The 23994-nt window shown below is 38.4% G+C and carries 23 protein-coding genes and 1 pseudogene; 22 read left to right on the forward strand and 2 right to left on the reverse strand.

The features are described 5' to 3' along the window. Positions 1–10 precede the first annotated feature (10 nt). The 21 genes and pseudogenes from ACZ5C4_RS03970 (at position 11) to ACZ5C4_RS04070 (ending at position 21197) form a co-directional block, all read left to right on the forward strand. Complete coding sequence (locus ACZ5C4_RS03970; protein ID WP_464519869.1) at positions 11–3151, forward strand: type I restriction endonuclease subunit R; 3141 nt, start codon at positions 11–13, stop codon at positions 3149–3151. Positions 3152–3213: 62 nt separating this feature from the next. Next, entirely contained in the window at positions 3214–4950 is a 1737-nt protein-coding gene (locus ACZ5C4_RS03975; protein WP_412229158.1) for a DUF262 domain-containing protein, read from the forward strand. Between the two features lie 52 nt (positions 4951–5002). Beyond that, positions 5003–6445 (forward strand): hypothetical protein, encoded by a 1443-nt coding sequence (locus ACZ5C4_RS03980; protein WP_412229156.1) that lies wholly within the window; start codon positions 5003–5005, stop codon positions 6443–6445. Continuing rightward, positions 6442–7542 carry a hypothetical protein gene (locus ACZ5C4_RS03985; RefSeq protein ID WP_443725024.1) on the forward strand — a complete coding sequence of 367 codons (1101 nt, stop codon included), beginning with the start codon at positions 6442–6444 and terminating at the stop codon, positions 7540–7542. Before ACZ5C4_RS03980 ends, ACZ5C4_RS03985 begins: the two co-directional genes overlap by 4 nt. A 54-nt stretch (positions 7543–7596) precedes the next feature. Next, positions 7597–8196 carry a hypothetical protein gene (locus ACZ5C4_RS03990; RefSeq protein WP_412229154.1) on the forward strand — a complete coding sequence of 200 codons (600 nt, stop codon included), beginning with the start codon at positions 7597–7599 and terminating at the stop codon, positions 8194–8196. A gap of 21 nt (positions 8197–8217) precedes the next feature. Next, a complete protein-coding gene (locus ACZ5C4_RS03995) occupies positions 8218–9201 on the forward strand; it encodes a helix-turn-helix transcriptional regulator (RefSeq protein ID WP_464519870.1) in 984 nt (327 codons plus the stop codon). 213 nt (positions 9202–9414) lie between these two features. After that, on the forward strand, positions 9415–9990 hold the full coding sequence (lexA, locus tag ACZ5C4_RS04000) for a transcriptional repressor LexA (RefSeq protein ID WP_015530046.1): 576 nt from the start codon (positions 9415–9417) through the stop codon (positions 9988–9990). Between the two features lie 130 nt (positions 9991–10120). Next, a complete protein-coding gene (locus ACZ5C4_RS04005; RefSeq protein ID WP_008789352.1) occupies positions 10121–10846 on the forward strand; it encodes an ImmA/IrrE family metallo-endopeptidase in 726 nt (241 codons plus the stop codon). Then, on the forward strand, positions 10843–11091 hold the full coding sequence (locus ACZ5C4_RS04010) for a hypothetical protein (protein ID WP_464519871.1): 249 nt from the start codon (positions 10843–10845) through the stop codon (positions 11089–11091). Before ACZ5C4_RS04005 ends, ACZ5C4_RS04010 begins: the two co-directional genes overlap by 4 nt. A 310-nt stretch (positions 11092–11401) precedes the next feature. After that, positions 11402–11989 (forward strand): hypothetical protein, encoded by a 588-nt coding sequence (locus ACZ5C4_RS04015; protein ID WP_024853351.1) that lies wholly within the window; start codon positions 11402–11404, stop codon positions 11987–11989. A 105-nt stretch (positions 11990–12094) separates the two neighbouring features. Further along, on the forward strand, positions 12095–12661 hold the full coding sequence (locus ACZ5C4_RS04020) for a type II toxin-antitoxin system PemK/MazF family toxin (RefSeq protein ID WP_464519872.1): 567 nt from the start codon (positions 12095–12097) through the stop codon (positions 12659–12661). Then, positions 12648–12854, forward strand: coding sequence for an excisionase (locus ACZ5C4_RS04025; RefSeq protein WP_002594704.1), 207 nt, complete (start codon positions 12648–12650; stop codon positions 12852–12854). Before ACZ5C4_RS04020 ends, ACZ5C4_RS04025 begins: the two co-directional genes overlap by 14 nt. A gap of 99 nt (positions 12855–12953) precedes the next feature. Further along, a complete protein-coding gene (locus tag ACZ5C4_RS04030) occupies positions 12954–13181 on the forward strand; it encodes an excisionase (protein ID WP_002594705.1) in 228 nt (75 codons plus the stop codon). Further along, complete coding sequence (locus tag ACZ5C4_RS04035; RefSeq protein ID WP_023920548.1) at positions 13147–13428, forward strand: excisionase; 282 nt, start codon at positions 13147–13149, stop codon at positions 13426–13428. The genes ACZ5C4_RS04030 and ACZ5C4_RS04035 overlap by 35 nt, the downstream gene beginning before the upstream one ends. A 9-nt stretch (positions 13429–13437) precedes the next feature. Next, on the forward strand, positions 13438–14667 hold the full coding sequence (locus ACZ5C4_RS04040; protein WP_464519873.1) for a tyrosine-type recombinase/integrase: 1230 nt from the start codon (positions 13438–13440) through the stop codon (positions 14665–14667). 321 nt (positions 14668–14988) lie between these two features. Then, positions 14989–15459, forward strand: a pseudogene (gene metG, locus ACZ5C4_RS04045) (methionine--tRNA ligase subunit beta); the annotation flags it as partial. 609 nt (positions 15460–16068) lie between these two features. After that, the gene (locus ACZ5C4_RS04050; RefSeq protein ID WP_464519874.1) at positions 16069–16920 is read left to right on the forward strand and encodes an arginase family protein; all 852 of its coding nucleotides are present in this window, start codon (positions 16069–16071) and stop codon (positions 16918–16920) included. Between the two features lie 41 nt (positions 16921–16961). After that, entirely contained in the window at positions 16962–18077 is a 1116-nt protein-coding gene (locus tag ACZ5C4_RS04055; RefSeq protein WP_464519875.1) for a Fic family protein, read from the forward strand. A 124-nt stretch (positions 18078–18201) separates the two neighbouring features. Next, a complete protein-coding gene (locus ACZ5C4_RS04060; protein ID WP_464522302.1) occupies positions 18202–18711 on the forward strand; it encodes a helix-turn-helix domain-containing protein in 510 nt (169 codons plus the stop codon). A 239-nt stretch (positions 18712–18950) separates the two neighbouring features. Then, the gene (locus tag ACZ5C4_RS04065) at positions 18951–20114 is read left to right on the forward strand and encodes an iron-containing alcohol dehydrogenase (RefSeq protein WP_464519876.1); all 1164 of its coding nucleotides are present in this window, start codon (positions 18951–18953) and stop codon (positions 20112–20114) included. A gap of 141 nt (positions 20115–20255) precedes the next feature. Further along, positions 20256–21197 (forward strand): DUF1848 domain-containing protein, encoded by a 942-nt coding sequence (locus ACZ5C4_RS04070; RefSeq protein WP_464522303.1) that lies wholly within the window; start codon positions 20256–20258, stop codon positions 21195–21197. Positions 21198–21289: 92 nt separating this feature from the next. Here the strand turns inward: ACZ5C4_RS04070 and ACZ5C4_RS04075 are convergent, their stop codons facing one another. Further along, positions 21290–22735 (reverse strand): DHA2 family efflux MFS transporter permease subunit, encoded by a 1446-nt coding sequence (locus tag ACZ5C4_RS04075; protein WP_464519877.1) that lies wholly within the window; start codon positions 22733–22735, stop codon positions 21290–21292. Between the two features lies 1 nt (position 22736). Then, a complete protein-coding gene (locus ACZ5C4_RS04080) occupies positions 22737–23177 on the reverse strand; it encodes a MarR family winged helix-turn-helix transcriptional regulator (protein ID WP_464519878.1) in 441 nt (146 codons plus the stop codon). A 310-nt stretch (positions 23178–23487) separates the two neighbouring features. Here ACZ5C4_RS04080 and ACZ5C4_RS04085 point away from each other — a divergent pair, with 310 nt between their 5' ends. Beyond that, a complete protein-coding gene (locus tag ACZ5C4_RS04085; protein WP_464519879.1) occupies positions 23488–23940 on the forward strand; it encodes an Hsp20/alpha crystallin family protein in 453 nt (150 codons plus the stop codon). Positions 23941–23994: the final 54 nt, after the last annotated feature.

Consider the following 23994-nt stretch of genomic DNA (forward strand, 5'->3'; position numbering starts at 1 on the left):
AGTGAACGCAATGGCAAATTTTAATGAACACGCATTGGAAATGTCAATAATGGAGTTGTTCAAAGACGAGGGATACACCTATGTCAGCGGCGACCAGATACACAGAGAAAGGACGGAGGTTCTGCTTACGGACGACCTGAAGCAATACCTTTATAATCGCTATGCGAAAGACGGTATCACACCGAGTGAGGTGGATAGTGTCATTCTAATGCTGCGTAATATTTCTGGTACGATTTATGAAGCAAATAAAGCTGTATTCAAGTTGCTTTGCGATGGCTTTATTCTTAACCGTGAGGATAGAACGCAGAAAGACCTATATATTGAACTTATTGATTTCGACACTCCCGAAAACAATATCTTCAAAGTGGTTAATCAGTTTGAAATTGAAGGCGTAAATAATCAGTTGCGTATTCCTGATGGTATTGTATTCGTAAATGGTATTCCTGTTGTTGTTCTTGAATTTAAGAGTGCGGTACAAGAAAATACGACCATAATGGACGCATATAAGCAGCTTACAATCCGTTACCGTAGAGATATTCCGGAGATTTTCAAATACAATGCGTTTGTTGTTATCAGTGACGGAGCAAACAATAAATACGGTTCTTTCTTCAGCCCGTATGATTTCTTCTATGCGTGGAGAAAGATAAACTCAGACGATAAAGAACTGGACGGTATCAATTCTCTTGTAACAATGATAAAGGGACTTTTCCGAAAAGACCGTTTACTTGAAGTTATCAAAGATTTTATTTATTTTCCGGATAACTCAGATAAGGATTTGAAGATAGTGTGCCGTTATCCACAGTTTTTTGCGGCAAATAAATTGTATGAGAATATCAAGGCTCATCTTCGTCCTGAAGGAGATGGTAAAGGTGGTACATACTTCGGAGCGACAGGGTGCGGTAAGAGTTATACAATGCTTTTCCTTACCCGTATGCTGATGAAAAGCAAATACTTTTCTTCCCCGACTATTCTCATTATTACAGACAGAACAGACCTTGACGACCAGCTTTCCAAACAGTTTGTAGGTTCAAAGAAATATATCGGAGATGAAACTGTTGTAAGCATTGAATCCCGTGAGAAACTTCGTGAGGAGCTTCAAGGACGAGAGAGTGGCGGTGTTTATCTGACTACCATTCAGAAATTTACAGAGGATTTGCAGCTTCTTACAGACAGAACGAACGTTATTTGTATTTCTGATGAAGCACACAGAAGCCAAATCAATCTCGACCAGAAGGTTAAGATTACAGATTCCGGCGTTCAGAAAACCTATGGCTTTGCCAAGTATCTGCACGACTCTTTACCAAATGCAACTTATGTAGGATTTACTGGAACTCCGGTTGATGGAACAATCGAAGTCTTTGGCGGTGTTGTAGACGCATATACAATGACGGAAGCTGTTAAGGACGGTATTACAGTTAATCTTGTTTACGATGGTCGTGCAGCTAAAGTTATGCTTAATCAGGACAAGGTAAGACAGATTGAAGAATATTATGCACAGTGTGAGCTTGAGGGGGCAAATGAACATCAAGTAGAAGAAAGCCAGAAAGCAGTTGCCAAAATGGAAGTTATTATTGGCGACCCTGACAGACTTCGTGCTGTTGCGGAGGACTTTATCAAGCATTATGAAACCCGTGTGGTAGAAGGTGCAACCGTAGCAGGCAAAGCAATGTTTGTATGTTCCAACCGAAACATAGCATACGATTTCTATAAGATAGTAAAGGAACTCAGACCGGAATGGACAGAAAAGAAGATTTGTGATGACGGTGTTGTTCTGAGTGAGAAAGATAAAAAAGAGTTGAAGCCAATGGAAAAAATCAAGTTGGTTATGACTCGTAATAAAGATGATGAAAAAGACCTCTTTGATATGCTTGGCACAAAAGAGGATAGGAAAGAATTTGACCGTCAGTTTAAAAATCCGAAGTCAAACTTTAAGATTGCCATTGTTGTAGATATGTGGCTGACTGGTTTTGATGTGCCGGAGCTTGATACGATTTACATTGATAAGCCTATTCAGCAGCATACCCTTATTCAGACGATTTCCCGTGTAAATCGTGTATGCGAGGGCAAAGATAAAGGTTTGATTGTTGATTATATAGGTATCAAGAAAAATATGAACACTGCCCTTAAGAAATATACGAATTTTGAGAGCGAAGAATTTGAAGGTGTGGAGCAGTCTATCACGATTGTAAAAGACCAGTTAGAAGTTCTTGGTCAGATGTTCCATAACTTTAACAGCAGTGATTTCTTCAATGGTTCGCCTACCGAACAGCTTGCCTGCCTGAACCGTGCGGTTGAGTATGTGCAGTTGTCTGAAGAACTGGAAAGAAGATTCATGGCAGCAGTCAAGAGAATGAAACAGGCATTTAACCTTTGTAGTTCAAGTGAGAAATTCTCCGATGAAGATAAGGATTATATCCATTTTTATTGTGCTGTCCGTTCTATCCTTTTCAAGTTGACAAAGGGCGACGCACCGGATATTGAGCAGATGAACGCTCGTGTCCGCAAAATGCTTGAGGGTGCAATTCAATCCGATGGTATTGAGGAATTATTTGAAACCGGAAAGCATATATCGGTGGATATTTTTAGCGATGAGTATATGGATAAGATAAATGCTATTCAGTTGCCGAATACGAAAATCAAGATACTTCAAAGACTTCTTTCTCAGGCGATTGACGAGTTTAAGAAAGTCAATAAGATTATGGGTGTGGAATTTGCAGACAGACTCAAGAAAGTTGTTGATGAGTATAATAACCGACGTCGTGATGAAGCGTATGCCAACGAAGTCCTTGATGATGTTGCGGAGCAACTTGCACAGTTATTGTCTGAACTGAAAACAGAAAAGAACTCCTTCAAGAATATGGGTATAGATTATGAAGAAAAGGCTTTCTATGATATTTTGAAAGCAGTTTCCAAGAAATTTGAGTTTGAATATCCGGACGATAAAATGATTGAATTATCCAAGAGGATAAAGCTGATTGTTGATGATAAGTCACGCTATACCGATTGGTCTGCCCGTGATGATATTAAGGCAAACTTGCAAGTGGATTTGATATTGCTACTTGATGAGTTCGGCTATCCGCCAGTAACCATTGATGATGTTTACAAGGAAGTTCTTGAGCAGGCAGAGAACTTCAAGAAATATGCGAATTAAAAACTGATTGTATCAGGAGTAATTTTCAGAAGATAGAACTTAGAAGAGAAAGGAATTGGGTTATGTCAAAATTAAATGTTGACCAAAAAACAATAAAAGATTTATTTCAGAGTAAAAAATCGGATTTTTTAATACCAGATTATCAAAGACCTTATGCTTGGGGCGAAGCTGAATGCAGAACGCTTTGGGATGATATATTCTCATTTGCTATTCCTGATGAAGGAAAGACAGAATTTGATAGTAATAGCGAGTATTTCCTCGGTCCGATTGTAACTTTCAGAAATGAGGATAAATTAGAGGTTATTGATGGACAGCAGAGATTGACAACTCTTATGCTGCTTTTAAGAGCGTTTTATTCTAAGTTCGGTCATATGCAGGACAAGGCTTCTATATCAACAAAGCAGAATATTGAAAAGTGTTTATGGAAAACTGATGAATTTGGGGAGCCTGATATGTCACAGCTCAAGATAGACTCTGAGGTTGCTACTGATAATGACAAGGAAGAATTTCTTGAAATATTAAGAACAGGAATTGTCAATAAAGAAATGAAAAGCAAATATGCTTGCAACTTCAGATTCTTTCAGAATAATATTGATGAATTTTTGTCCAAATATCCTACTTACTTTGCTTATTTACCTACCCGTATTATGAATAACTGTATTCTCCTTCCGATTGAAGCTGAGTCGCAGGATACAGCGTTGCGTATTTTTTCAACGCTTAATGATAGAGGAAAGCCGCTGTCTGATGCGGATATTTTTAAGGCACAGTTTTATAAGCATTTTTCTAAATTGGGTAAAAAAGAAGAATTTATTGCTCAATGGAAAAAGCTCGAAGAACTTTGTGAGAGAATATTCCATCCGATTTCTGGTACACCGATGGACGAATTGTTTACACGATATATGTATTTTGTCCGTGCAAAAATGGGGATTGTATCATCTACAACAGAAGCTTTAAGAAAATTTTATGAGAAAAATTCTTATGCCCTTTTGAAAGACACTAATACATTAACGGAATTGATTGTATTGGCTGAATTTTGGGAAGATGTTTCCAATCAAGATACCGAAAGATTTTCAAATAGAGTTTTGAAGCGATTTTTTGTATTGAACTATGCTCCAAACGGAATGTGGACATATTTTGTATCCGTATATTTTATGCAAAATAAAGATGATGAAGGTTTGCTTGATGATGAGAAGTTCTATACATTCTTGCAAAAGATAACTGGATTTATATGGACATATGCTATTACAAATCCGGGCGTAAATGCACTTAGAACCCCGGTGTATGCTGAGATGGTAAATATCGTAAATGATAAGCCTGTTGAATTTTCAAAATACAAGTTCGATGCGGATACTATAAGAAGTATATTTGATAATTTCAGCTTCAATAATGCACGCCCAATTACAAAAGCAATGATAGCTTGGTGGGCATATCAGAATGATAAACAGCCACTACTTTCACTTGAAACTACTTTTGAGATTGAACATATTTATGCTCGGAATAGGAACGAGAAAGAAAATTCATTAACAGATGCTCGGAATGTAGAGTCATTGGGCAATAAAGCATTACTTGAGAAAAGAATCAACATTCGTGCTTCTGATTATCGTTTTGCTGATAAGAAGAAGTATTATGAGGGATTTACGAACAGTAAGGGTCAGGTAAAAGAGGGAACAGGTGTTGTTGAACTTCTTGACCTGACAGCTACATCGACTGACTTTACGGAGAATGATATTATTGACCGATATAAAAAGATGATTGATTGCTTTATCAATTACTTGCAGAAGAATGGCTTGCTAAAATAAGAGCATAGAATGCGAAAAATATGTTTCATTTGGAAAGGTACAGGGAATTGATTTGGAAAATAATAAAGCTGTTTTATTTGAATTAAATATAGAAAATGATAGATGTATATTTCCAAACACAATATCAGATGCAATTATTGATGCAAATAAAGAACTGAAAGATTTGGAAGATAAGCTTAATGAAACACTTGAAACAATAAGGCTGTTGACTCCAGAATGTGATAAGTTGGATTATATATTGTCTGCAAGTTCGGGTGCGTTATGTGGAATAATTGATGTTTTTCTTGTGGGTAAACCAGGAGAGTCACCATTAGGGGATATAACAGATAAATGGTTTGCAAATAGAACAATAGACTTTGCAAAAATATGTGGATATACGGGGGACAAGAATTCTTTATCATCAGCAATAAAATTTTTGGAGAAGAAATTTAAAATCCCATATGACCAAAGTGTTGGTGGAGGAATATTTCGTGAGTTGATTGATTTGACTCCATCAAACCATCATTTTAAATCGTTGGGACATAATCCAACACTTTTAGGTTTGTTTTTTTCCATCCTTAATCAGTTTACAAATACTTCAGATTTCGTATCAAATGGAGAATTGATTTCGTTAAATAATTCAGATGGGAAATTTGAACTTCAAGGAAAAAACATACCAAGTAAACTATTTTGCGGTATTGCAAATTGGATTGGTCATTTGATTTCAGATGTATCTGGTTCGTCAAGTAGTAAAGGCAGAGGAATGGGAATACCATCTCCAATATGGGCTTGGAGTAATGATGTAATTGCAATTAAGGCAAAACTAAATATTCCAGTGACTGAATTTGATAAATCCGTAAATGAGCTTGCTTTGAAGTTATTTGAAAAGGGATACGATGTAAGATTTCAAACTACTCAGGCAATACCAGTTTTTATCAATGAAATGGTCGTAAGATTGTTATATTCAATAAGACGCCTGATTGGATATTATATATCTGTACCTAAAAAAGATAGGAGTTGGGGATTACTTTGGAAATCGTGTGAACCATTTTCGAATGCAACTGTAAAGCGTATGCTGACAGTTGCACATGGGACATTTTGTATAATAGATATTGGCGATGCAACAATTAGAGGATTTGAAAAAGGAATAGGAAGTTTCAATGTTGTCGAATTCTTTATGCGATTGAATATAGTCGGTGTTGGTCGGTTGACAATCTCTCTTTATGGAGAAGCAAAACGAGGAATACAGCGTAGTAAAGCCAATAATGAAGCTATATTCATGAAAAGAGAAAAAGTGATTATAGATGATTATATGGAAGGATTGAAAATTCTATCCAAGACATATGATGATAAATTGTTGATGACTTTTGTTAGCGATTTTAAATCAAGTAATGCATATAAAGAGTCTTTTAACAAATCAGTTGAATTGGCAAAATTACGAAATGTGCCTGAAAATGAAAGAATAAAATCAAAGGCAGACATAGATTGCTATTTCCGAGGAGGTTCATTGAAATGAGTAAGAAGAAATCTAAATTACAGCAAGCACAAGACGAAGCACAAGCAGCGATAAATGAAACGAACAAAAAAATTGAAGAACTTGGAAAACATTCAAACAATTTATGCATTGAATTAAATAACATTCAAAAGTTATTTGATGAGATTCGGAATATACCAAGTGAAAAGAAAATAGAGTGTGAAAAATTAAAAAAAATCAGATTGAATTGGAAACAACAAGCTGAGAAAATAGAAAGTGATTATAAAGCAGCAGCGGTAAAAAATGCAGGAGCAGGAGCAGCCGGAGTAAGTGCCGGTGTTGCTGTTGCAGCAATGGGTCCGACAGCAGCTATGGGAATTGCAACTACTTTTGGAGTTGCTTCAACAGGAACGGCAATTTCAACATTAAGCGGGGCGGCTGCAACAAATGCAGCTTTAGCTTGGCTTGGTGGTGGAGCACTTGCAGCAGGTGGTGGTGGAATGGCAGCTGGAGAAGCTTTTCTAACCCTTGCGGGACCAGTAGGGTGGGCTATTGCAGGCGTTGCACTTGTAGCGAGTGGAATTATGTTTTGGCGGTCATCAAGTAAGAAAAAAAGAATCGAAGAAATTTTTACACTGATTAGCAAACGTGATGTCAAATCATATAAACTTGCAGTTGTTGAATTGAGTGAACGAATTACAAGAATTGATGAAGAAAGCAAATTGTTAAGAGATGCGATTGTAAAGGTAAAGAGTTTTGGCACAGATTATGATGCAATGACAGAAGCACAGCAGTATGAACTTGGGGCGTATGTTAATCTAATGTTGTCATCTACACAATTATTGGTTAATCCAATACTTGGATTGCAGCCTAAATATGGAAATGAAGATTTTGAAAAGTTTATTTCTTGGAAAGGAAGGAAAACAGATAAAGCATTGTGTAATGATTTCAAGACATTGATTATATCGTTTGCTAATCTTCTTTATAAAATAGATTTAGATGATAACGATAAAAGATTGTTATATAAGACTTTTAAAGGAAATAAAAAAATGCTTAGTGCATTAAATATGAAAAAGAAGGAATTTAAAATAGATATTTTAAATGCTGTTGAAGAAGCACTTTTGTATAGCTATAAATAGTTCGTGGTAAAATAGACCACAAAATAAAATTTAAATACTGAAGGAGAAGTGCAGATGCTAAATCTTGCTAAGGGATATAAAATATATGAGCCGGAAAGATTGAATGAGGAATACGAAGTGACAGATGACGTGACGTTAATGGCTAATGTTGATGTAGAAAAGATAAAAGAAGTATTCCAGCATTTCATTGTAATGCATGATGAACCATTATTTTTTATTTTAGAATTACCAGTTACGTGTGACAGAGAAAATCCAGTTGCTCCGGGAATATTAGAGGAAACACATAAAGATGTTTATTATATAGATGGGTGTTCACAGGAAGAATGTCTTGTATTATTGGAAAGATACGGAGAACTTCTTATCAATGACGGCATGAACAGATTTGGATTTGGCTGTCATGAGAGTCAGGACGAAATCATGCTTGATAAATATAACGTGGTAACGATTTATAGTCAGCAGTTGTCGAACTATAATGAGTTTTTTGAAGCTCATGGAATTGAAAAAGTAGAAAGTCTAATTACAGCATGGGATACATTTTCTGATGAAACACCGGGACAGGCTGAAAGATGTGATTATAAAGGAAAATCGGTGTATGATTTGCCAGAAGAATTAAAGGATTGGGGAATGTACTTAGCGGACACAAGAGCAGAGTAATTATTTTAGAAAGGGCAGGCTATGGAAACAAAGCCAAGAATTTTATACCTACAAAAGATTTTATTGGAAAGAACCGATGAAGAAAATCCTCTTTCCACAACACAGTTAATCAATATATTGAATGATGAGTACGGAATATCTGCACATAGAACTACAGTCACAAAAGACATTGCAGCACTTCAGGAGTTTGGAATGGACATTGTTACTATCCATTCTACTCAGAGCAAATACTTTGTAGCCAGCCGCAAATTTGAATTGCCGGAACTAAAACTGCTGATAGACGCAGTAGAGTCATCGAAGTTTATTACAAAGAAGAAAAGCGAAACGCTGATTGAGAAGATACATACGATGACCAGTCCGGGGCAGGTGGTAAAGCTGAAGCGTAACAATTACGTGGTCAATCGTATTAAGCCGGATAATGAACAGATATATTACATCATCGACGCTATAAATGATGCCATCAATGCAGGTAAGCAGATTTCTTTCCAGTATTATGATTATACCGGATTAAAGAAAAAGGTTCTGAAGAATAAGGGCGAAGTATATAAGTTCAGTCCGTATAAACTTCTCTGGTGTGGGGACTATTATTATGTTCTCGGATATTCTGAGAAGAAAAGCAAGGTTATCAATTTCAGGGTAGACCGTATTGCTTCAAAACCTGAGATATTGGATAAGGACATTATCCCTATGCCTGATGATTTTGATATTGAGAATTACACAAAGGAAGTTTTCTTTATGTTCTCAGGCGAGAAAGTTCTGGTGGATTTACGGTGTGATAACAGCCTGATGAAAACAATGGTTGACCGCTTCGGAGAAGATGTGACAACCCTTGCGTATGATATGACGTCTTTCAGGGTACAGACCGAAGTATCAGCAAGTCCTACCTTTTTCGGTTGGGTGTTTGGCTTTAATGGAAAGGTACAGATACTTGCACCGGAAAGTGTGAAAGAACAGTACAGACAGATGATTGCAAAAGCTGATGAGGATATGCAGGAAAGCGAATAGTGCAGATTTGAATTTGTGCAGACGGTCTGCACAAAGCGTGAAGTCAATATTAAAGAATGGAGAGGTGTTAGCAAATTGCGACACCTCTTTTCTTTTGCGAAAAACTTACTTGAAAAATTTTTCGTATCAGGTATAATAAAACTATCGAAAGCAATCTGCTTCCGATAGAAAAGAAAGCGAGGTGCAGGTATGAGAAGCAAGAGTCCTGAACTTATGAGTGAGATAAAAAAGTATATCGAGGATTATTACCTGCAAAACAGACAATCCCCATCAACTACAAAGATTGCTGAAGCGGTTGGCATTGCCAGAGGTACAGCATATAAATACTTGGTAGAGATGGCTGAGAAGAATATGATTGAGTACGACGGGCAGGAGATTCGTACTAATGTGACCCGTAAGTATAGTGGCGAACAGACACAGACACCGATTGTGGGTTCTATTCCTTGTGGCAGTCCTCAGTATGAGGAAGAAAACATTGAAGAATATGTATCACTTCCTACTGCTATTTTCGGCAAAGGAGATTTCTTCATATTAAGGGCAAGCGGTCAGTCTATGATTGAAGCGGGGATTGATGACGGCGACCTTGTGGTTGTCAAAAAGCAGGTAGAAGCCAATGAGGGCGATATAGTAGTTGCCCTTGTGGATAATCAGAATACATTGAAACGTTACTTCCGAGATGATGAGAATAAGAAAATCATTCTCCACCCGGAAAATAAGAAGATGAAAGACATCATTGTAGATGAATGCTGCATTCAGGGTGTGGCTTGTCACATCATCAAAGAACTATAACAGAGGACAGACGAATGAGAACACTTGAAGGAATTCGCTATCTAATCAATTTGGATAGTGCGGAAATACAACAGAACTTTGCCGGAGGAGTTGCACCGCCGGACAAGGTGGAGTCGGAGGTGGACACAACTTGAGTATTTATATGTCAAGAGCCGAGTTGGAAGAAATCAGCGAAGGCTTGATAACAGCTTATGCTAATAAGTTTAGCAATCGAGTGATTCAATCCATCGACATAGAACATTTCATTACAGAATTTCTTATGTTACGAATTGAATACGCTTCTTTCGCAGAAGATGATGCAGGTAGGATTGGTTTTCTGGCAGATGGAGCAACACCACTGCTGGTACATCAGGACGGAAAAATTATTCCCTTTGTTTTCCCGAAAGATACCATTGTACTTGATAAATTTCTTCTTGCTGAAAAGGAGCAGGGACGTCGCAGGTTTACAATGGCACACGAAGCGTCACATCATATCTTGAGTAAGATGTATGCAATGCCGAGTGAAGGACGCTTTCATGCAGAGTATGACAGTGAGCGTAGTTATTCCAAAGAGGAACTGGCTCAGATGTTTGCGTCTGTTGAGTGGCAGGCAGATACAATGGGAGCGTCGCTTCTTATGCCGAGAAGAATTATTGAAAATGCCTTGGCGAAATATAATCAATCAAATCCGATAAAGGTTTATGGCGATAATACCATTACTTCAAAGGATAAAGCAGTTATCCGCAGAATGGCAGCTTATATCGGAGTATCTTATACAGCCTTGGTTATCAGATTGAGAGATATGGGACTATTTGAGTATCACAATATCCTTGAGTACATTTCCAATGAGTTAAATCTGGGAGGTGTTTCGCAATGAGATTACAGACTCATGTAGCACCTGAAATACAAAAGAGGTTGCTTCTGTCAAGAGTAGAAGCAGAAAGCCTGAAAGAGCGTGATATTCTCTGCCCGACTTGCGGGTTTAGGATACAGAGAGTTTTTTCAGACGCAACCGGACATTTGAGTGTGAAGTGTCAGAAATGCAAGAATGTCCACATCTTAAATCTCGCTTATTTCCGCAGAATCCGCAGGAACGGATATGGCAGGAATTGCAGGCGATGAAGATTACAAGTAAATATCGAAACGATTTCTAATCGAGTAAGCGGAGATAAGCAATTTATTTGCTAAACTACCAAGCACCGTACGAAGCCGGATAAGTGAAGAATAGAAGTATTCTTTGCTGTCCAGATTCGACGGTGCTTTTTTGTTGCTGTTTTATTCGATTATGCTTCGTGCAGTATTAGGTCTTTTCCCTTACTTGGGAAAGGACTTTTATGTTTTATAACGCTTGGCAGTGCCAGATAGCTGAGTACCCGTAATCTCCGAATTTTGAAACTTATCAATTTTTCAAAATTCAAAGGAGATTACGAAAATGACAAACAAACTTACATTAACAGAACAAGAAGAATTATTTGCAAAGGATTGTAAACTGATAAACCTTAAATACGAATATAACGGTTATACCGGAGATGAAAGATGGGCGATTATTACGGAATTATCTGTAAAAGAGCTTTGGGAGAAGTATCCCCTTGTTATAGAAAGATATTCTCCGTTTGTGCATCTTTCCATTGCACAGGGAGAGGTAATTGACGATGCAAACCGAAATGAGGACAAGTATGCAAAGAGAAGCAGTCGCACACTTGACTGCTATGGATATGACGATGAAATGTCCTCACAGTTCCATAAAGAACTTGCCATTATGTTTGACGACCCATTTGAAAGAGCAGAGGAAGAAAGGCTTGAACTGGAAAGAGAAGAATTGCGTCAGTGTGAAATCAGGAAAGCAAGGATAGCACTTTCAATGTTGCAGCCACTTCAAAGGGAACGCCTTATGAAGAATGTGTGCTGCGGTCTGAGTTCCAGAGCGATTGCAAAGCAGGAGGGCGTATATTACAGCTCCGTAGATAAGTCTATTGCAGCGGCAAAGAAAAACTTTATCAAATTTTATGAAAATCTCTGATTTTGGGTGTGCATTTCAGCACCCTTTGTCCAAATGAGTGAAGGGGTTATTTCATTCCGGATACGAATGACACTTTAAAAATTAGATTCTTGTGAGGTTATGTATATGAAAGAAAAAATGATTTGTCGTGGGGATTTATTCTACTATGACTTTGGAGATAACAGTGGTTCAGTACAAAGCGGAGAGCGTCCGGTGCTTGTCGTTCAGGCGGACGATTATAACCAGAATGCTCCAACGATTATCGTTGCAGCGGTTACAAGTGTAATCAAGAAAAGATATTTGCCATCGCACATTATTCTCGGCGAGGAGTTTGGACTGAAGAAACCGTCAATGGTTCTTTTGGAGCAGATACGGACAGTCAATAGAGAGGATTTGCGTGAATACATAGGTACGGTAGATGACGATAAACTTTTCAGGCAGATAAACGCAACTTTGAAAAAGACTTTTGGACTTTGGGTTTACAAGCCGGAGGGGAAAGAAAATATTCGCTGTCTATGCTCGAAGTGCCTGAATGATTACATCCACAATCCGGACTATATCGTAAGACGACTTGACCCATTTGCAAAGCGAAAAGACAGATGTGATAAGTGTGATGGAGATGGTTGGGATTATGTTGTTACCGACAGATATTCATCAAAGAAAGAAAAGAGGGGAAGCAATGACAGAAAATAAAATCATTATTCCTATCTGGAAGAAGTCCAATCTTACAGTAGAAGAAGCCGCAGCTTATTGTGGTATTGGCTCAAGAAAATTAAGAGAAATGTCCGACTCGGAGTTTTGCCCTTTTGTTCTTTGGAATGGAAGTAAGCGACTGATTAAAAGAAGAAAACTGGACGAATATCTTGATAATGCGTATTCGATATAGCTGATTTGTAAAATGTGCGATGGGTCGGTTCGCATAATAGGCTCATCGCCATTTTTTAATTATCATAAGGGCAGAAAAAAACAAGGAGGTGCTTCCGTAATGGCAGATACAGAAAAGATTATCCGAAAAAAATATGATGTGCCGATATGGCATAAGTCTAATTTGACGATTGATGAAGCAGTTGAATATTCTGGTATAGGTAGAGAAAGACTGAGAAAACTGACAAGCCAAGAAGAATGCCCATTTGTTCTTCATATAGGAAATCGTCGAATGATTAAGAGGAGGATTTTTGATGAATACATTGAAAAACTTACTTTCCTTGAATGATGATGAACGCTTACTTGCCGAAGTAAGAACATATCAGGAAAAACTCATAAGCAATGCTGAAGAACCGATATGGGAAAGAAAGTGGCTGACAATCGAAGAAGCCGCAGCATATTCCGGTATAGGAAGAACGAAGTTGCGTGAGTTGTCTAATCAAGCAGGTTGTCCCTTTGCAATATGGATAGGCAATAAAATCCATATTGTGAGGGAACGACTGGACAAATATATAGATAAGCAGTTTAGAATTTAGGAGGATACAATGGCGACAAAAAGAAAAGATAAATCAAGGGTTGTTCTGAAAACCGGAGAGGTTCAGAGAAAAGACGGTACTTATCAATTTAGCTGGCAGGACAGCCAGATGAAAAGAAGATTTGTTTACGCAAGAACTTTAGATGACCTGAGAGAAAAAGAGAAGCGTATTCAGAAAGATAAATGTGATGGTATTAAGACCGAAGCACGATACACAACCATTGATGAATTATTTGACCTTTGGGCAAATATGAAAAGAGGGCTGAAGAATAATACCTTTGAAAATTACAAATATATGTACAATACCTTTGTTCAACCAGTGATTGGAAGTAAAAGAATATCAACGCTAAAAAAATCGGATATTAAGAAATACTACAATTATCTTGTTGATGAAAGAAATTTGAAGCCTTCAACGATTGATAATATACATACGGTTCTTCATCAGGTTTTACAGATTGCTGTCGATGATGACTTCATCAGAAATAACCCGTCAGATAATGTGTTGAGAGAATTGAAAAAAGCACATTGTTTTCAGTCGGAAAAGCGTAGAGCGTTGACGAAACCGGAGCAGGAGCTATTTCTGAATTTCCTGAAAACCCACCCTGTATATGAACACTGGTATCCGGTCTTTGCAGTAATGATAGGAACTGGACTTCGTGTGGGGGAAGTAACTGGATTGAGATGGTGTGATATTGATATGGAAAGTGGAATGATTGATGTTAATCATACTCTTGTATATTATGACCACAGAACTGAGGAAAGTAAAAGCGGCTGTTATTTCAATGTAAATACAACGAAGACTCCGGCAAGTATGAGGCAGGTTCCAATGCTCGGTTTTGTGAAAGAAGCATTTGAACAGGAGAAACAGAAGCAGAAAGATTTAGGGCTTCATTGCGAGGTCACGATTGACGGATATACAGATTTTATTTTCATCAATCGTTTCGGTCAGGTACAGCACCAAGCCACACTCAACAAAGCAATCCGAAGAATTATCCGTGATTGCAATGATGAGCAGTTTTTGCACAGTGATGAACCTGATGTGTTACTTCCTCATTTTAGCTGTCACTCGCTTAGACATACATTTACAACAAGAATGTGTGAAGCTGGAGTAAATATAAAGGTTATTCAAGACGCACTCGGACATTCAGATATTTCAACTACACTGAACATCTATGCTGATGTTACAAAAGAAATGAAAGCGGCAGAATTCAAAGGATTGGATAGCTACTTCAAAGTATAATATTGGACTTCACATATGGAGAGAGAACATACAGAGTGTTGTGTGTTCTTTTTTCTTGTTCTGAAGCAGGAAAAGATAAGGCTTCGTTACTTTGATGTGGATTGACATTGTAAATAAAAGAAGTTATAATTTGATGCATATTACTATGTGTTTTCCTATTTGATTATCACCCTACATCATCTACATCAAATTTTACATCATTTGCCCGCAAAATGACTCAAAGAAGGGCAAAGATATAGAGGAGGCGATAATTTGGAAATAAGTAATTTATATAGTATTAGTACGAGCTTGGGCGAGTATGAAGGAACCACAAAAAAGGTCCCGACAATGAAGTCACAGGGTGCTGCGAAGAATGCAGCTAACAACGAAGCACAGGGTGAAAAAGCTATTGTAGAAGAAAAGACGGCGGAAAAAATTGATTTTTCCAATGTGAAAATTGAGCCGCTGTTTGAAGAAATGGTGGATTTTGATACTTTTAGCAAGTCAGATTTCCGCGCTGTGAAGATAGAAGATTGCGAGGCGGTTCCGAAGTCAAAGAAGCTTTTAAAGTTTACACTGAACGACGGAACAGACCGCAAGCGCACGATTTTAAGCGGGATTCACGAGTATTACGAGCCGGAAGAATTGATAGGAAAGACAGCGATTGCAATCGTAAACCTGCCACCTAGAAAGATGATGGGAATTGATTCTGAGGGTATGCTGATTTCAGCGGTACACGAGGAAGATGGCAAAGAGGGATTGAACCTGTTGATGGTGGACAATAGGATTCCGGCAGGTGCGAAACTCTATTAAAGTGATGTAAGGATGTATCATTTTGCAGGACAAAACGAGATGTACTTCATTTGATGAATTTCCGAAAAAACAGCAATTTGTAATAAATTTACATCATCTGATGTGGAAATCGGTGCAAGCAAAAAAATCGCATAATTAGTACAATGAGTGGGCAATTCCAATTGGGATTGCCCATTTTCTGAATGGACGGAAACGCAAATCGAGAGATTGGATGTGATAATGATAAATACGAAAAATGCTTATGGAACTGAGATAAGGGGGTTATGATGAACGAGCGAATTCAAAATATTATGACGAATATAGATAACAAAGTGTTTAAAAAGATTGCAAAAAACTATTAAAAAATGTAATATGAAATCTGAAAAAGATACGGGATTTATTTGCAAATGAAAAATTTAATTGGAATTACACTCTTTGGAGTAATATAGACCGAGCAATTGCCAAAAAGTTTCGGTTGGGTGTTTGGATTCAATGGTAAGGTAGATACTTGCACCGGAAAGCGTGAAAGAACAGTACAGACAGATGATTGCAAAAGCCGATGAGGATATGCAGGAAAGTGAGTAGCAAAATGCCGTTTTCAAGAAAATAAAGATTTTAGGAGATATTTATATGAAAACTATCCGATTATTATACCCGGACTATGTAAGTGGTGGGCTGGATACATATTATTTTGGTGCGAATATAATGGCACATATTTTACCACAAAATGAAAACCAAAAACTTGTTAAGGTTGACATTGAACTACCCGATGGAAAAACACTGCCAATAAGTGATGGCATTTATGGGAAAGATATTGTTATACAAGGCATTAAAAATGCAATGGAAAAGATTACAGTAGAAAAGCCTGATAAGATTATTACGATTGGTGGAAATTGTATAGTGTCACAGGCTGCGTTTGATTATCTCCACGGGAAATATGAAAATGTAGGCATTATATGGATTGACGCTCATCCAGATGTTTCTATGCCTAAAGACGGTTATCCTAATGCGCACGCTATGGTGTTAGGATCTTTGCTCGGTAGTGGCGACCCAGCGTTGTCAGACTTGATGCAGAATCCTAAATTTAAACCAAATGAAATACTTTATGTTGGTTTACAAGGTCTGCATGATTATCAGAAGAAGTTTTTGGACGAAATAGGTGTTGATTATAAAGTTCAAACGGAGTTTTTTATTTCTAATAATGAAATTAAAGTATTTACCGACCGTTTTGAACACATTTTAGTTCATTTTGATATTGATGTGTTGGACGAACATTTTTTCCATTCCACATATTTTGCTAATCCGGAATTAGTCGGAGATGGTGCAGGTGGTGGAAAAATGACAATAGAAAAACTTTCAGAAATACTGCAATATATTCAGGAAAATACGGACATTATAGGTTTTACTATTGCAGAATATCTTCCATTTGATGAGTACAGATTGCATAAAATGTTTTCTGCAATCAGTTTGTTTTCTGATTAAAGAATTTTCGATTAGAATAACAATGAAGCGAGGTAGTGGATATGGAAAAAGACCCGTTTAAGGAATATTTAAGGGAGTCTGAACCGGATAAAGTTCATAAGAGCTATGCTTGGAGCACAGCAATCGGACTTCAGGCGGTGGACGGACTCAAACCATCTAAATATTTGATTGATACTGCCATTCAGAATATTGAGGGCAAAATCACGATGAAGGAAGCGCAGAGTCTTATCGACAGCTACTATAAAGAAAGACCCGTGCATTTGTCTGATGATGAGCGTACCGAAGAAGCAGATAAAGTTTCTTCCCGTATTGCGGAAATTCTTTCTGAAACAGCGTTCTCATTTTCTCCGAATGCGTATATCTCTATCCACCGCAAACTCTTTCAGGGCATTTACAAACACGCCGGAAAGATTAGAGATTACAACATCACAAAGAAAGAATGGGTGCTTGATGGGGCAACCGTTATGTACGGTAGTGCTTCAGAACTGAGAGCAACACTTGAATATGATTTTTCACAGGAGAAAGATTTTAGTTATAAAGGACTTTCTATGGACGAGATTATTCATCATCTTGCGGTGTTTATTTCAAGGTTATGGCAAATCCATATCTTTGGCGAAGGTAATACGAGAACGACGGCAGTGTTCTTCATTAAATATTTGAGGACGCTCGGGTTCTCTGCAACCAATGATATTTTTGCGAAAAATGCGTGGTATTTCAGAAATGCACTTGTTCGTGCAAACTACACGAATTTAAAAAAAGGTATTCACGAAACAACAGAATATCTGGAAGCGTTTCTCAGAAACTTGCTTTTGGACGAGAAAAATGAACTTCATAATCGAAGTCTTCACATAAGTGAACTTTTGAATGAAGAAAAAGTGGATATTGAGAATGAAAAAGTAGATATTCAAGACAAAAAAGTGGACATTGAAAGTGTACTTTCCGAAAAAGGCAGTGATTTCTCAGTAAAAACAACTGTTCATATCCGTAGACTCTTTGAGAGGTTTGGCTTTGATGAAGTGTTTGGAAGAAGTTCAGTTATGAAACTTCTTGAGCTGAAAAGTTCAGGTGCTTCCAAACTTCTTTCCAATCTGGTGCGGGCAGATATTATTGAACCGGTATCCGGTCACGGAAAAGGAAAATATAAATTCAAAAAGTAATTTAAAGGAAAATATTGAGAAATACAAAAAAATCAGTATTTTACTTAATGTTAAAATACATTGCTTGCATCAACGGGCAGTTCTGTCTACAATGGAGATAATCTATGGGAAGGAGATTATCCGAATTCTAAATGAAAATATGAAAGCAATTAGAAAATCAAAAGGACTTTCACAGCAGCAACTTGCTGTTAAGCTGAATGTAGTACGACAAACTATATCTAAATGGGAACAAGGATTGTCAGTTCCCGACTCTGATATGTTGATTATTATATCGGAAGTACTTGAAACACCCGTAAGCACATTGCTTGGAGAAACTGTTGCAGAGAACGAGACGGATGATTTAAAAGTGATTTCTAAAAAATTAGAGGTGATAAATTCACAACTGGCACAAAGGGAAATTATGAGAAGAAAGCTCCTTCATTGGCTGCTTATTTCTTTGTGTATGGTTATAATAGCAATTTTTACAGTTCTAACAGTTATAAACAGTCCATATTTAGGTTGGGATTACAGTGATCCGGAAATTGCTGTCTTGGGAGTGGCTTTTCATTCATTTGAATGGCTGTTTGTCAGGGTGGCGCCGATTATCTTTATCGGTGCAATGATTGGAGTTTTCTTGACAAGGAAGAAGGTATAAAGATAGAAAATCGTTTGAGCAGTTAGTCTATAAATCCTAGGTTAACTGCTTTTTCTATGATATAAGAAGCGTTGTTTCCTAATACAATAAAACTTTTCAGGAATGTACACTGCGCATAATTGGAAAATGGATGTTTACAATTTATTTAAAATTTCAAAAAGACTTGACTTAGAGTATACTCCAGGATATATGATGGCTTAGTAACGTAAAGCAAAGAATCATATAGGAGGGAAACGAATATGCAGAATTTTGATTATCAGACACCGACCAGACTGATCTTTGGAAAAGGAGTGATTTCCAATCTGCCTGAGGTGATGAAACCACTTGGAAAAAGGATTCTTTTGACATATGGCTCGGGAAGCATAAAAAAGTTAGGATTGTATGACAAGGTAAAAGAGCTGCTTGCAGAATTTGAAATCTATGAGCTTTCTGACATCCAGCCAAATCCGAAGTATGATCCGAGTGTACTGGATGGTGTACGTATCTGTAAGCAGCATACAATAGATGCTATCCTTGCGGTAGGCGGCGGCAGCGTACTTGACTGTTCCAAAGCGATTGCGGCAGGGGCAAAATATGACGGTGATCCGTGGGATTTGATTTCCTATAAGGTATCCGCGAAGGACGCTCTGCCGATTGTAGATATCCTGACGCTGGCAGCTACAGGGAGTGAATATGACTGTGGAGGGGTAATTTCCAGAACAGAGACAAATGATAAAATTGGATACGTCGATCCACATTTATTTCCAGTATGCTCTATTCTTGATCCGACGTATACATTTTCGGTATCGAGAAAGCAGACGGCAGCCGGCTGTGCGGATGCGATGAATCATGTCATGGAGCAATACTTCACGGAGGATACGACATTGTTGAATGACGGTTTCTGTGAGGCAGAATTAAAAAGCTTGATGGTGAATACCAAAATTGCCTTAGAACATCCAGAGGATTACAGGGCAAGGGCAGAATTGATGCTCTGCTGTACATACGGGTGCAATGGTATTCTTGCGCTGGGAAACAGTGCCTCCGGTTGGCCCTGTCATGGTATGGAGCACGCGCTTAGCGCTTACTATGATATTACGCATGGAGAAGGGCTTGCCATTCTTACACCGAGGTGGATGAAGCATATTCTGAATGACAAAACCGTAGGACGTTTTGTAAAATATGGGGTCAATGTATTTGGAATAGACAAAAATCTTGATAAATATGAGATAGCAAATAAGGCTATTGAGGAAACCTATAAATTTTTTGAATCCATAGGGCTTCCAATGCATTTAAAGGAAGTAGGTATTGACGAGACCAGAATCGAAGAGATGGCACATCATATTGCAGTAAATGAGGGGCTGGAAAATGCATATGCACCTTTGACGGAAAAAGACATTACCGCTATTTTAAGGGATTCTCTATAATAGTTTATACAAATACTGCCGCGTTTCGGCGTGAGAAAGCCCTGTTTGCTCAGAGCAGAAATCGTTATTCCGGTTATAGACGAAGAAGCGAATGTAACGTATCATAAGGTTTATAAAAGACAGAAGAAAGAGAGAGAAGAGATGATATTAAGTGTGAGCAGAAGGACAGATATACCAAAATATTTTTCCGACTGGTTTTTCCAACGGATAAAGGAGCAGTATGTCTATGTCCGTAATCCGTTCAATTCGCGGCAGATCAGTAAAATAGATATTTCACCGGAGGTAGTAGACTGTATTGTATTCTGGACGAAAAACCCCGAAAATATGATGAAGCGGTTGGATGAATTAGCAGGATATACGTATTATTTTCAATTTACCCTGACAGGCTATGGAACGGATATAGAGACAGATACTGCACATAAGAGAGAACAAATTATACCTGTATTTTGGAAGCTGGTGGAAAAAGTAGGAAGAGAAAGGGTAATATGGAGATATGACCCGATTCTTTTTACAGAACGGTATACAGAAGAATATCACTTAAATGCATTTGGACAGATAGCAGAGGCTCTGTGTGGATATACAGATAAATGCGTAATCAGTTTTGTGGATATATACAAAAAAATTAGAAAAAATATGGAGGCCCTCGGAAGAAAAGAGATAGACAAAGCGAGACTCATAGAATTTGCAGGTAAAATTAGGAAGGCGGCGGAAGCAAACAGGATACAGGTGTGCTCTTGTGCAGAGGAGCTCGATCTTGAATTATGCAAAATCCAGCATAACTGCTGTATTGACAAAGAACTGATAGAAAAGCTGACAGGCTGCAAAATCCAGGCAGAGAAGGACAAGGGACAGAGAACAGTTTGCGGATGTGTGGAGAGTATTGACATTGGCGCTTATAATACTTGCTTAAACGGCTGCAAATACTGCTATGCGAATTTCAAACCGGAAACAGTTAAGGAAAATTTAAAGAACTATGATCCTAAATCACCTTTGCTATGCGGTGTTATTTCGGAGAAAGATAAGATTACAGAGAGAAAAGTAAAGTCTCTAAAGGAAGAACAGATATGTCTGTTTGAATCATAGAGTAAAAGCCCTCCGGGCGGGATGCGCACGCCGCAATAAGGAAATTTTACTGCTTTGCGGCATTGCGGCGGCGCGCAAAGTGGACAATCCCCTTAAGAGTGAGAGGCAGGAGAGTTGAAGTGGGCTTGCCCACTTTGTTCGGTATCAGAGCTGGCTTTTACAAGAAAAACGGCAATTCCCAAGAGTATGGTCGCGCCTGCGGACATACACAGAAAGGTAATATTTAACCCGTGCATACCGGCATTTTCTCCGTATTGAGGGACAGAATTATCAGCGATTACTGTCATAATGCCCACGAAGACGGCAGAGCCGACCGCACCGGCAATGGTGCGCAGGGAGGTTAAAAGAGCAGTCGCATCTGCCACCTGTGTATTTCTGACATAGGAGGTCCCCCATGTGATAAGCGGCATCATAAGACAGCCGATTGCAATACAGCGGATGACATTATAAGAAGCAGCGATTATGACAGAAGTATGCATTGTAATGAAATACATTCCCAGATTACTGATGATAAGAAAAGCTGCGCCGTATATAAAGAGTTTCTTCATTCCCAGCTTGTCGAAGATTTTTCCGGCGAGGGGGCTGACGATCGCCATCGCGAGGGAACCAGGCAAGGTGACAAGCCCAGAAACTGTGGCGGAATATCCCATTATGGACTGTACATATAAAGGCATGATGACAGAAGAGCCCATCATAATAAAATACAACAGCATGCTTCCGATGACGCTTAAAGCGTACTCTGTACTTTTTAATATACCGAGTTCCAGAAATGGTTCTTCTATATGAAGCTGCCTGTATGTAAATAGAGCAGAGGTGATGATGCCTGTTGTCAGAGGAATGAAAACAAGAGGAGAAGTAAGGCCGTAAGCGCTGATATTTCCGATACCGAGAGTGACCCCGCCGAAGGCAAAGACACTTAAGATAAAAGAAAGAGTATCAAATTTCTTTTTATACGTTTCCAAAACATCATCAAATACAAACCATGCGATTATAAGTGAGAGAAGCATAACTGCAAGCGCCAGCCCAAAGATGGCTCTCCAGTTGATGACATCGACAAGGATGCCGGCCAGTGTGGGGGCAATGACAGGTGCAGCGCCGCATGCCAGTCCGTACCAGCCCATGACAGTTCCCTTTTTTTCTACAGGGTAGATGGAAAGGATAACGACCTGGGAGATGGACATTAAGATCCCATTTCCACATGCCTGCAATACTCTTCCTGCCATCATAACAGAGAATGTGTTTGAAAAAAGGCTGATGACCAGACCTGCGATAAAAATAGAAATTCCACCCAGATATAATTTTTTTGTGGGGAGCCTCCGGATCAGAAAGGCAGTGAGGGGCATAATGATCCCCATTGCCAGAGAATATCCGCTTGTCAGCCATTGACCTGTCGTGACACTGATAGACAGATCCGCAGCGATAGGAGGCAGAGCTGTTGTCATGGCTGTGGAAAGCATAGAGGAGGCAATCGTGGAAACCAGTATGTTCATAAATATAAATGTTTTTCTCCGGTCTGTTATTTTAGTTGTATCGTACAATTTATATATCCTCCTGTTTTGTATAATATTCTTTTATTTTTTCCAGAATTTTGTAAAGAGCATACTTATCATCATCAGACAGTGGGTCTGTGAGCTCATGGTGCTCTTTTAATCGTATACTTCTTACACGCTGGGCCTCTTTTCTCCCATCTGATGTGACAGAGATAATATAAGTTCGTTTGTCCGTTTCTGAAAGCGTTCTTGTAATGTATCCTTTTTTCTCCAGCTTTGACAGTATTTCACTTAAGGAGGTGGAACGAATCTCAAGAATATGGGAAAGGCGTCTCTGTGTGATTGTGCCTGCTTCGTCCAGGAGAAAGAGACACTTATACTGTCCGGAAAAAAAGTTCATATTTTTATGGCTGGATTTTGCGAGGTTTTCCAATTGCCGGACAACCTGGTAAAAAAGCTCAGTCAGCTCATGATCATCGGGATAACACATGATTTTTGTTTCCTTTCTTTTAAGAGGTACCTCTAGAATAATACAAGAGGTACCTCTTAATGTCAATAAAAAGTTTTAAATAGTGTATAGAATGATATAGATCGTTAAAAAAATAGCACTCACCTCTTGACAGTGCTAACAACTATGTGCTATATAATAGATAGAACAAAGGAAGAGGAACAAAAAGGAAGGTTCTGATTCCTTAGATTCTTTGCTTACAACACTTAAGTATTTGTCTAAGAGTGCTGATGGCAGCCGCGTAAGCGGTTCATAGAACAAAAAGATTAGAATTTGAAAGGAGAAATGACTTATGTTGATGCCTAGTATTTTTGGAGAAAATTTATTTGATGATGATTGGATGAACTTCCCGTTCGAGAGTGACTTCTGGGGAAAGAAGAATCCTCTGTATGGAAAACACGTAAAAAATATGATGAAGACGGATATTCGTGAGCATGAGGGCGGATATGAGGTCGACATTGATCTTCCTGGATTTAAGAAAGATGAAATCAGCGTCCAGCTGGAGGAAGGGTATCTGACAGTGTCTGCTTCTAAAGCTATAGACAAAGATGAGGAGGATAAGAAAGGGAAATATATCCGTAAAGAGCGCTATGCAGGGGCAATGCAGAGAAGCTTCTATGTAGGAAATGCTCTTACACAGGAGGACATCAGGGCAAAATACGAAAATGGTATTTTGCGGCTGTCGATTCCGAAGAAGGATGAAAAAGCAGTGGAGACGAAAAAGCATATTGCAATTGAAGGCTGATGCCAAAAGAAAGGTGTTTCGTCACATAGAGCATAAGAAAGAGCCCTGTCAACG

This window comes from Mediterraneibacter flintii, assembly GCF_055387595.1.

Bases quoted from the DNA above. Each gene is read 5' to 3' on its own strand.
- ACZ5C4_RS03995 (WP_464519870.1), top strand. From the start codon at position 8,218: ATGGAAACAAAGCCAAGAATTTTATACCTACAAAAGATTTTATTGGAA.
- ACZ5C4_RS04050 (WP_464519874.1), top strand. From the start codon at position 16,069: ATGAAAACTATCCGATTATTATACCCGGACTATGTAAGTGGTGGGCTG.
- ACZ5C4_RS04020 (WP_464519872.1), top strand. From the start codon at position 12,095: ATGAAAGAAAAAATGATTTGTCGTGGGGATTTATTCTACTATGACTTT.
- ACZ5C4_RS03975 (WP_412229158.1), top strand. From the start codon at position 3,214: ATGTCAAAATTAAATGTTGACCAAAAAACAATAAAAGATTTATTTCAG.
- lexA (WP_015530046.1), top strand. From the start codon at position 9,415: ATGAGTGAGATAAAAAAGTATATCGAGGATTATTACCTGCAAAACAGA.
- ACZ5C4_RS03990 (WP_412229154.1), top strand. From the start codon at position 7,597: ATGCTAAATCTTGCTAAGGGATATAAAATATATGAGCCGGAAAGATTG.
- ACZ5C4_RS04085 (WP_464519879.1), top strand. From the start codon at position 23,488: ATGTTGATGCCTAGTATTTTTGGAGAAAATTTATTTGATGATGATTGG.
- ACZ5C4_RS04080 (WP_464519878.1), bottom strand. From the start codon at position 23,177: ATGTGTTATCCCGATGATCATGAGCTGACTGAGCTTTTTTACCAGGTT.
- ACZ5C4_RS04010 (WP_464519871.1), top strand. From the start codon at position 10,843: ATGAGATTACAGACTCATGTAGCACCTGAAATACAAAAGAGGTTGCTT.
- ACZ5C4_RS04055 (WP_464519875.1), top strand. From the start codon at position 16,962: ATGGAAAAAGACCCGTTTAAGGAATATTTAAGGGAGTCTGAACCGGAT.
- ACZ5C4_RS04065 (WP_464519876.1), top strand. From the start codon at position 18,951: ATGCAGAATTTTGATTATCAGACACCGACCAGACTGATCTTTGGAAAA.
- ACZ5C4_RS04040 (WP_464519873.1), top strand. From the start codon at position 13,438: ATGGCGACAAAAAGAAAAGATAAATCAAGGGTTGTTCTGAAAACCGGA.
- ACZ5C4_RS03970 (WP_464519869.1), top strand. From the start codon at position 11: ATGGCAAATTTTAATGAACACGCATTGGAAATGTCAATAATGGAGTTG.
- ACZ5C4_RS04015 (WP_024853351.1), top strand. From the start codon at position 11,402: ATGACAAACAAACTTACATTAACAGAACAAGAAGAATTATTTGCAAAG.
- ACZ5C4_RS04035 (WP_023920548.1), top strand. From the start codon at position 13,147: ATGAATACATTGAAAAACTTACTTTCCTTGAATGATGATGAACGCTTA.
- ACZ5C4_RS04070 (WP_464522303.1), top strand. From the start codon at position 20,256: ATGATATTAAGTGTGAGCAGAAGGACAGATATACCAAAATATTTTTCC.
- ACZ5C4_RS04030 (WP_002594705.1), top strand. From the start codon at position 12,954: ATGGCAGATACAGAAAAGATTATCCGAAAAAAATATGATGTGCCGATA.
- ACZ5C4_RS04025 (WP_002594704.1), top strand. From the start codon at position 12,648: ATGACAGAAAATAAAATCATTATTCCTATCTGGAAGAAGTCCAATCTT.
- ACZ5C4_RS03985 (WP_443725024.1), top strand. From the start codon at position 6,442: ATGAGTAAGAAGAAATCTAAATTACAGCAAGCACAAGACGAAGCACAA.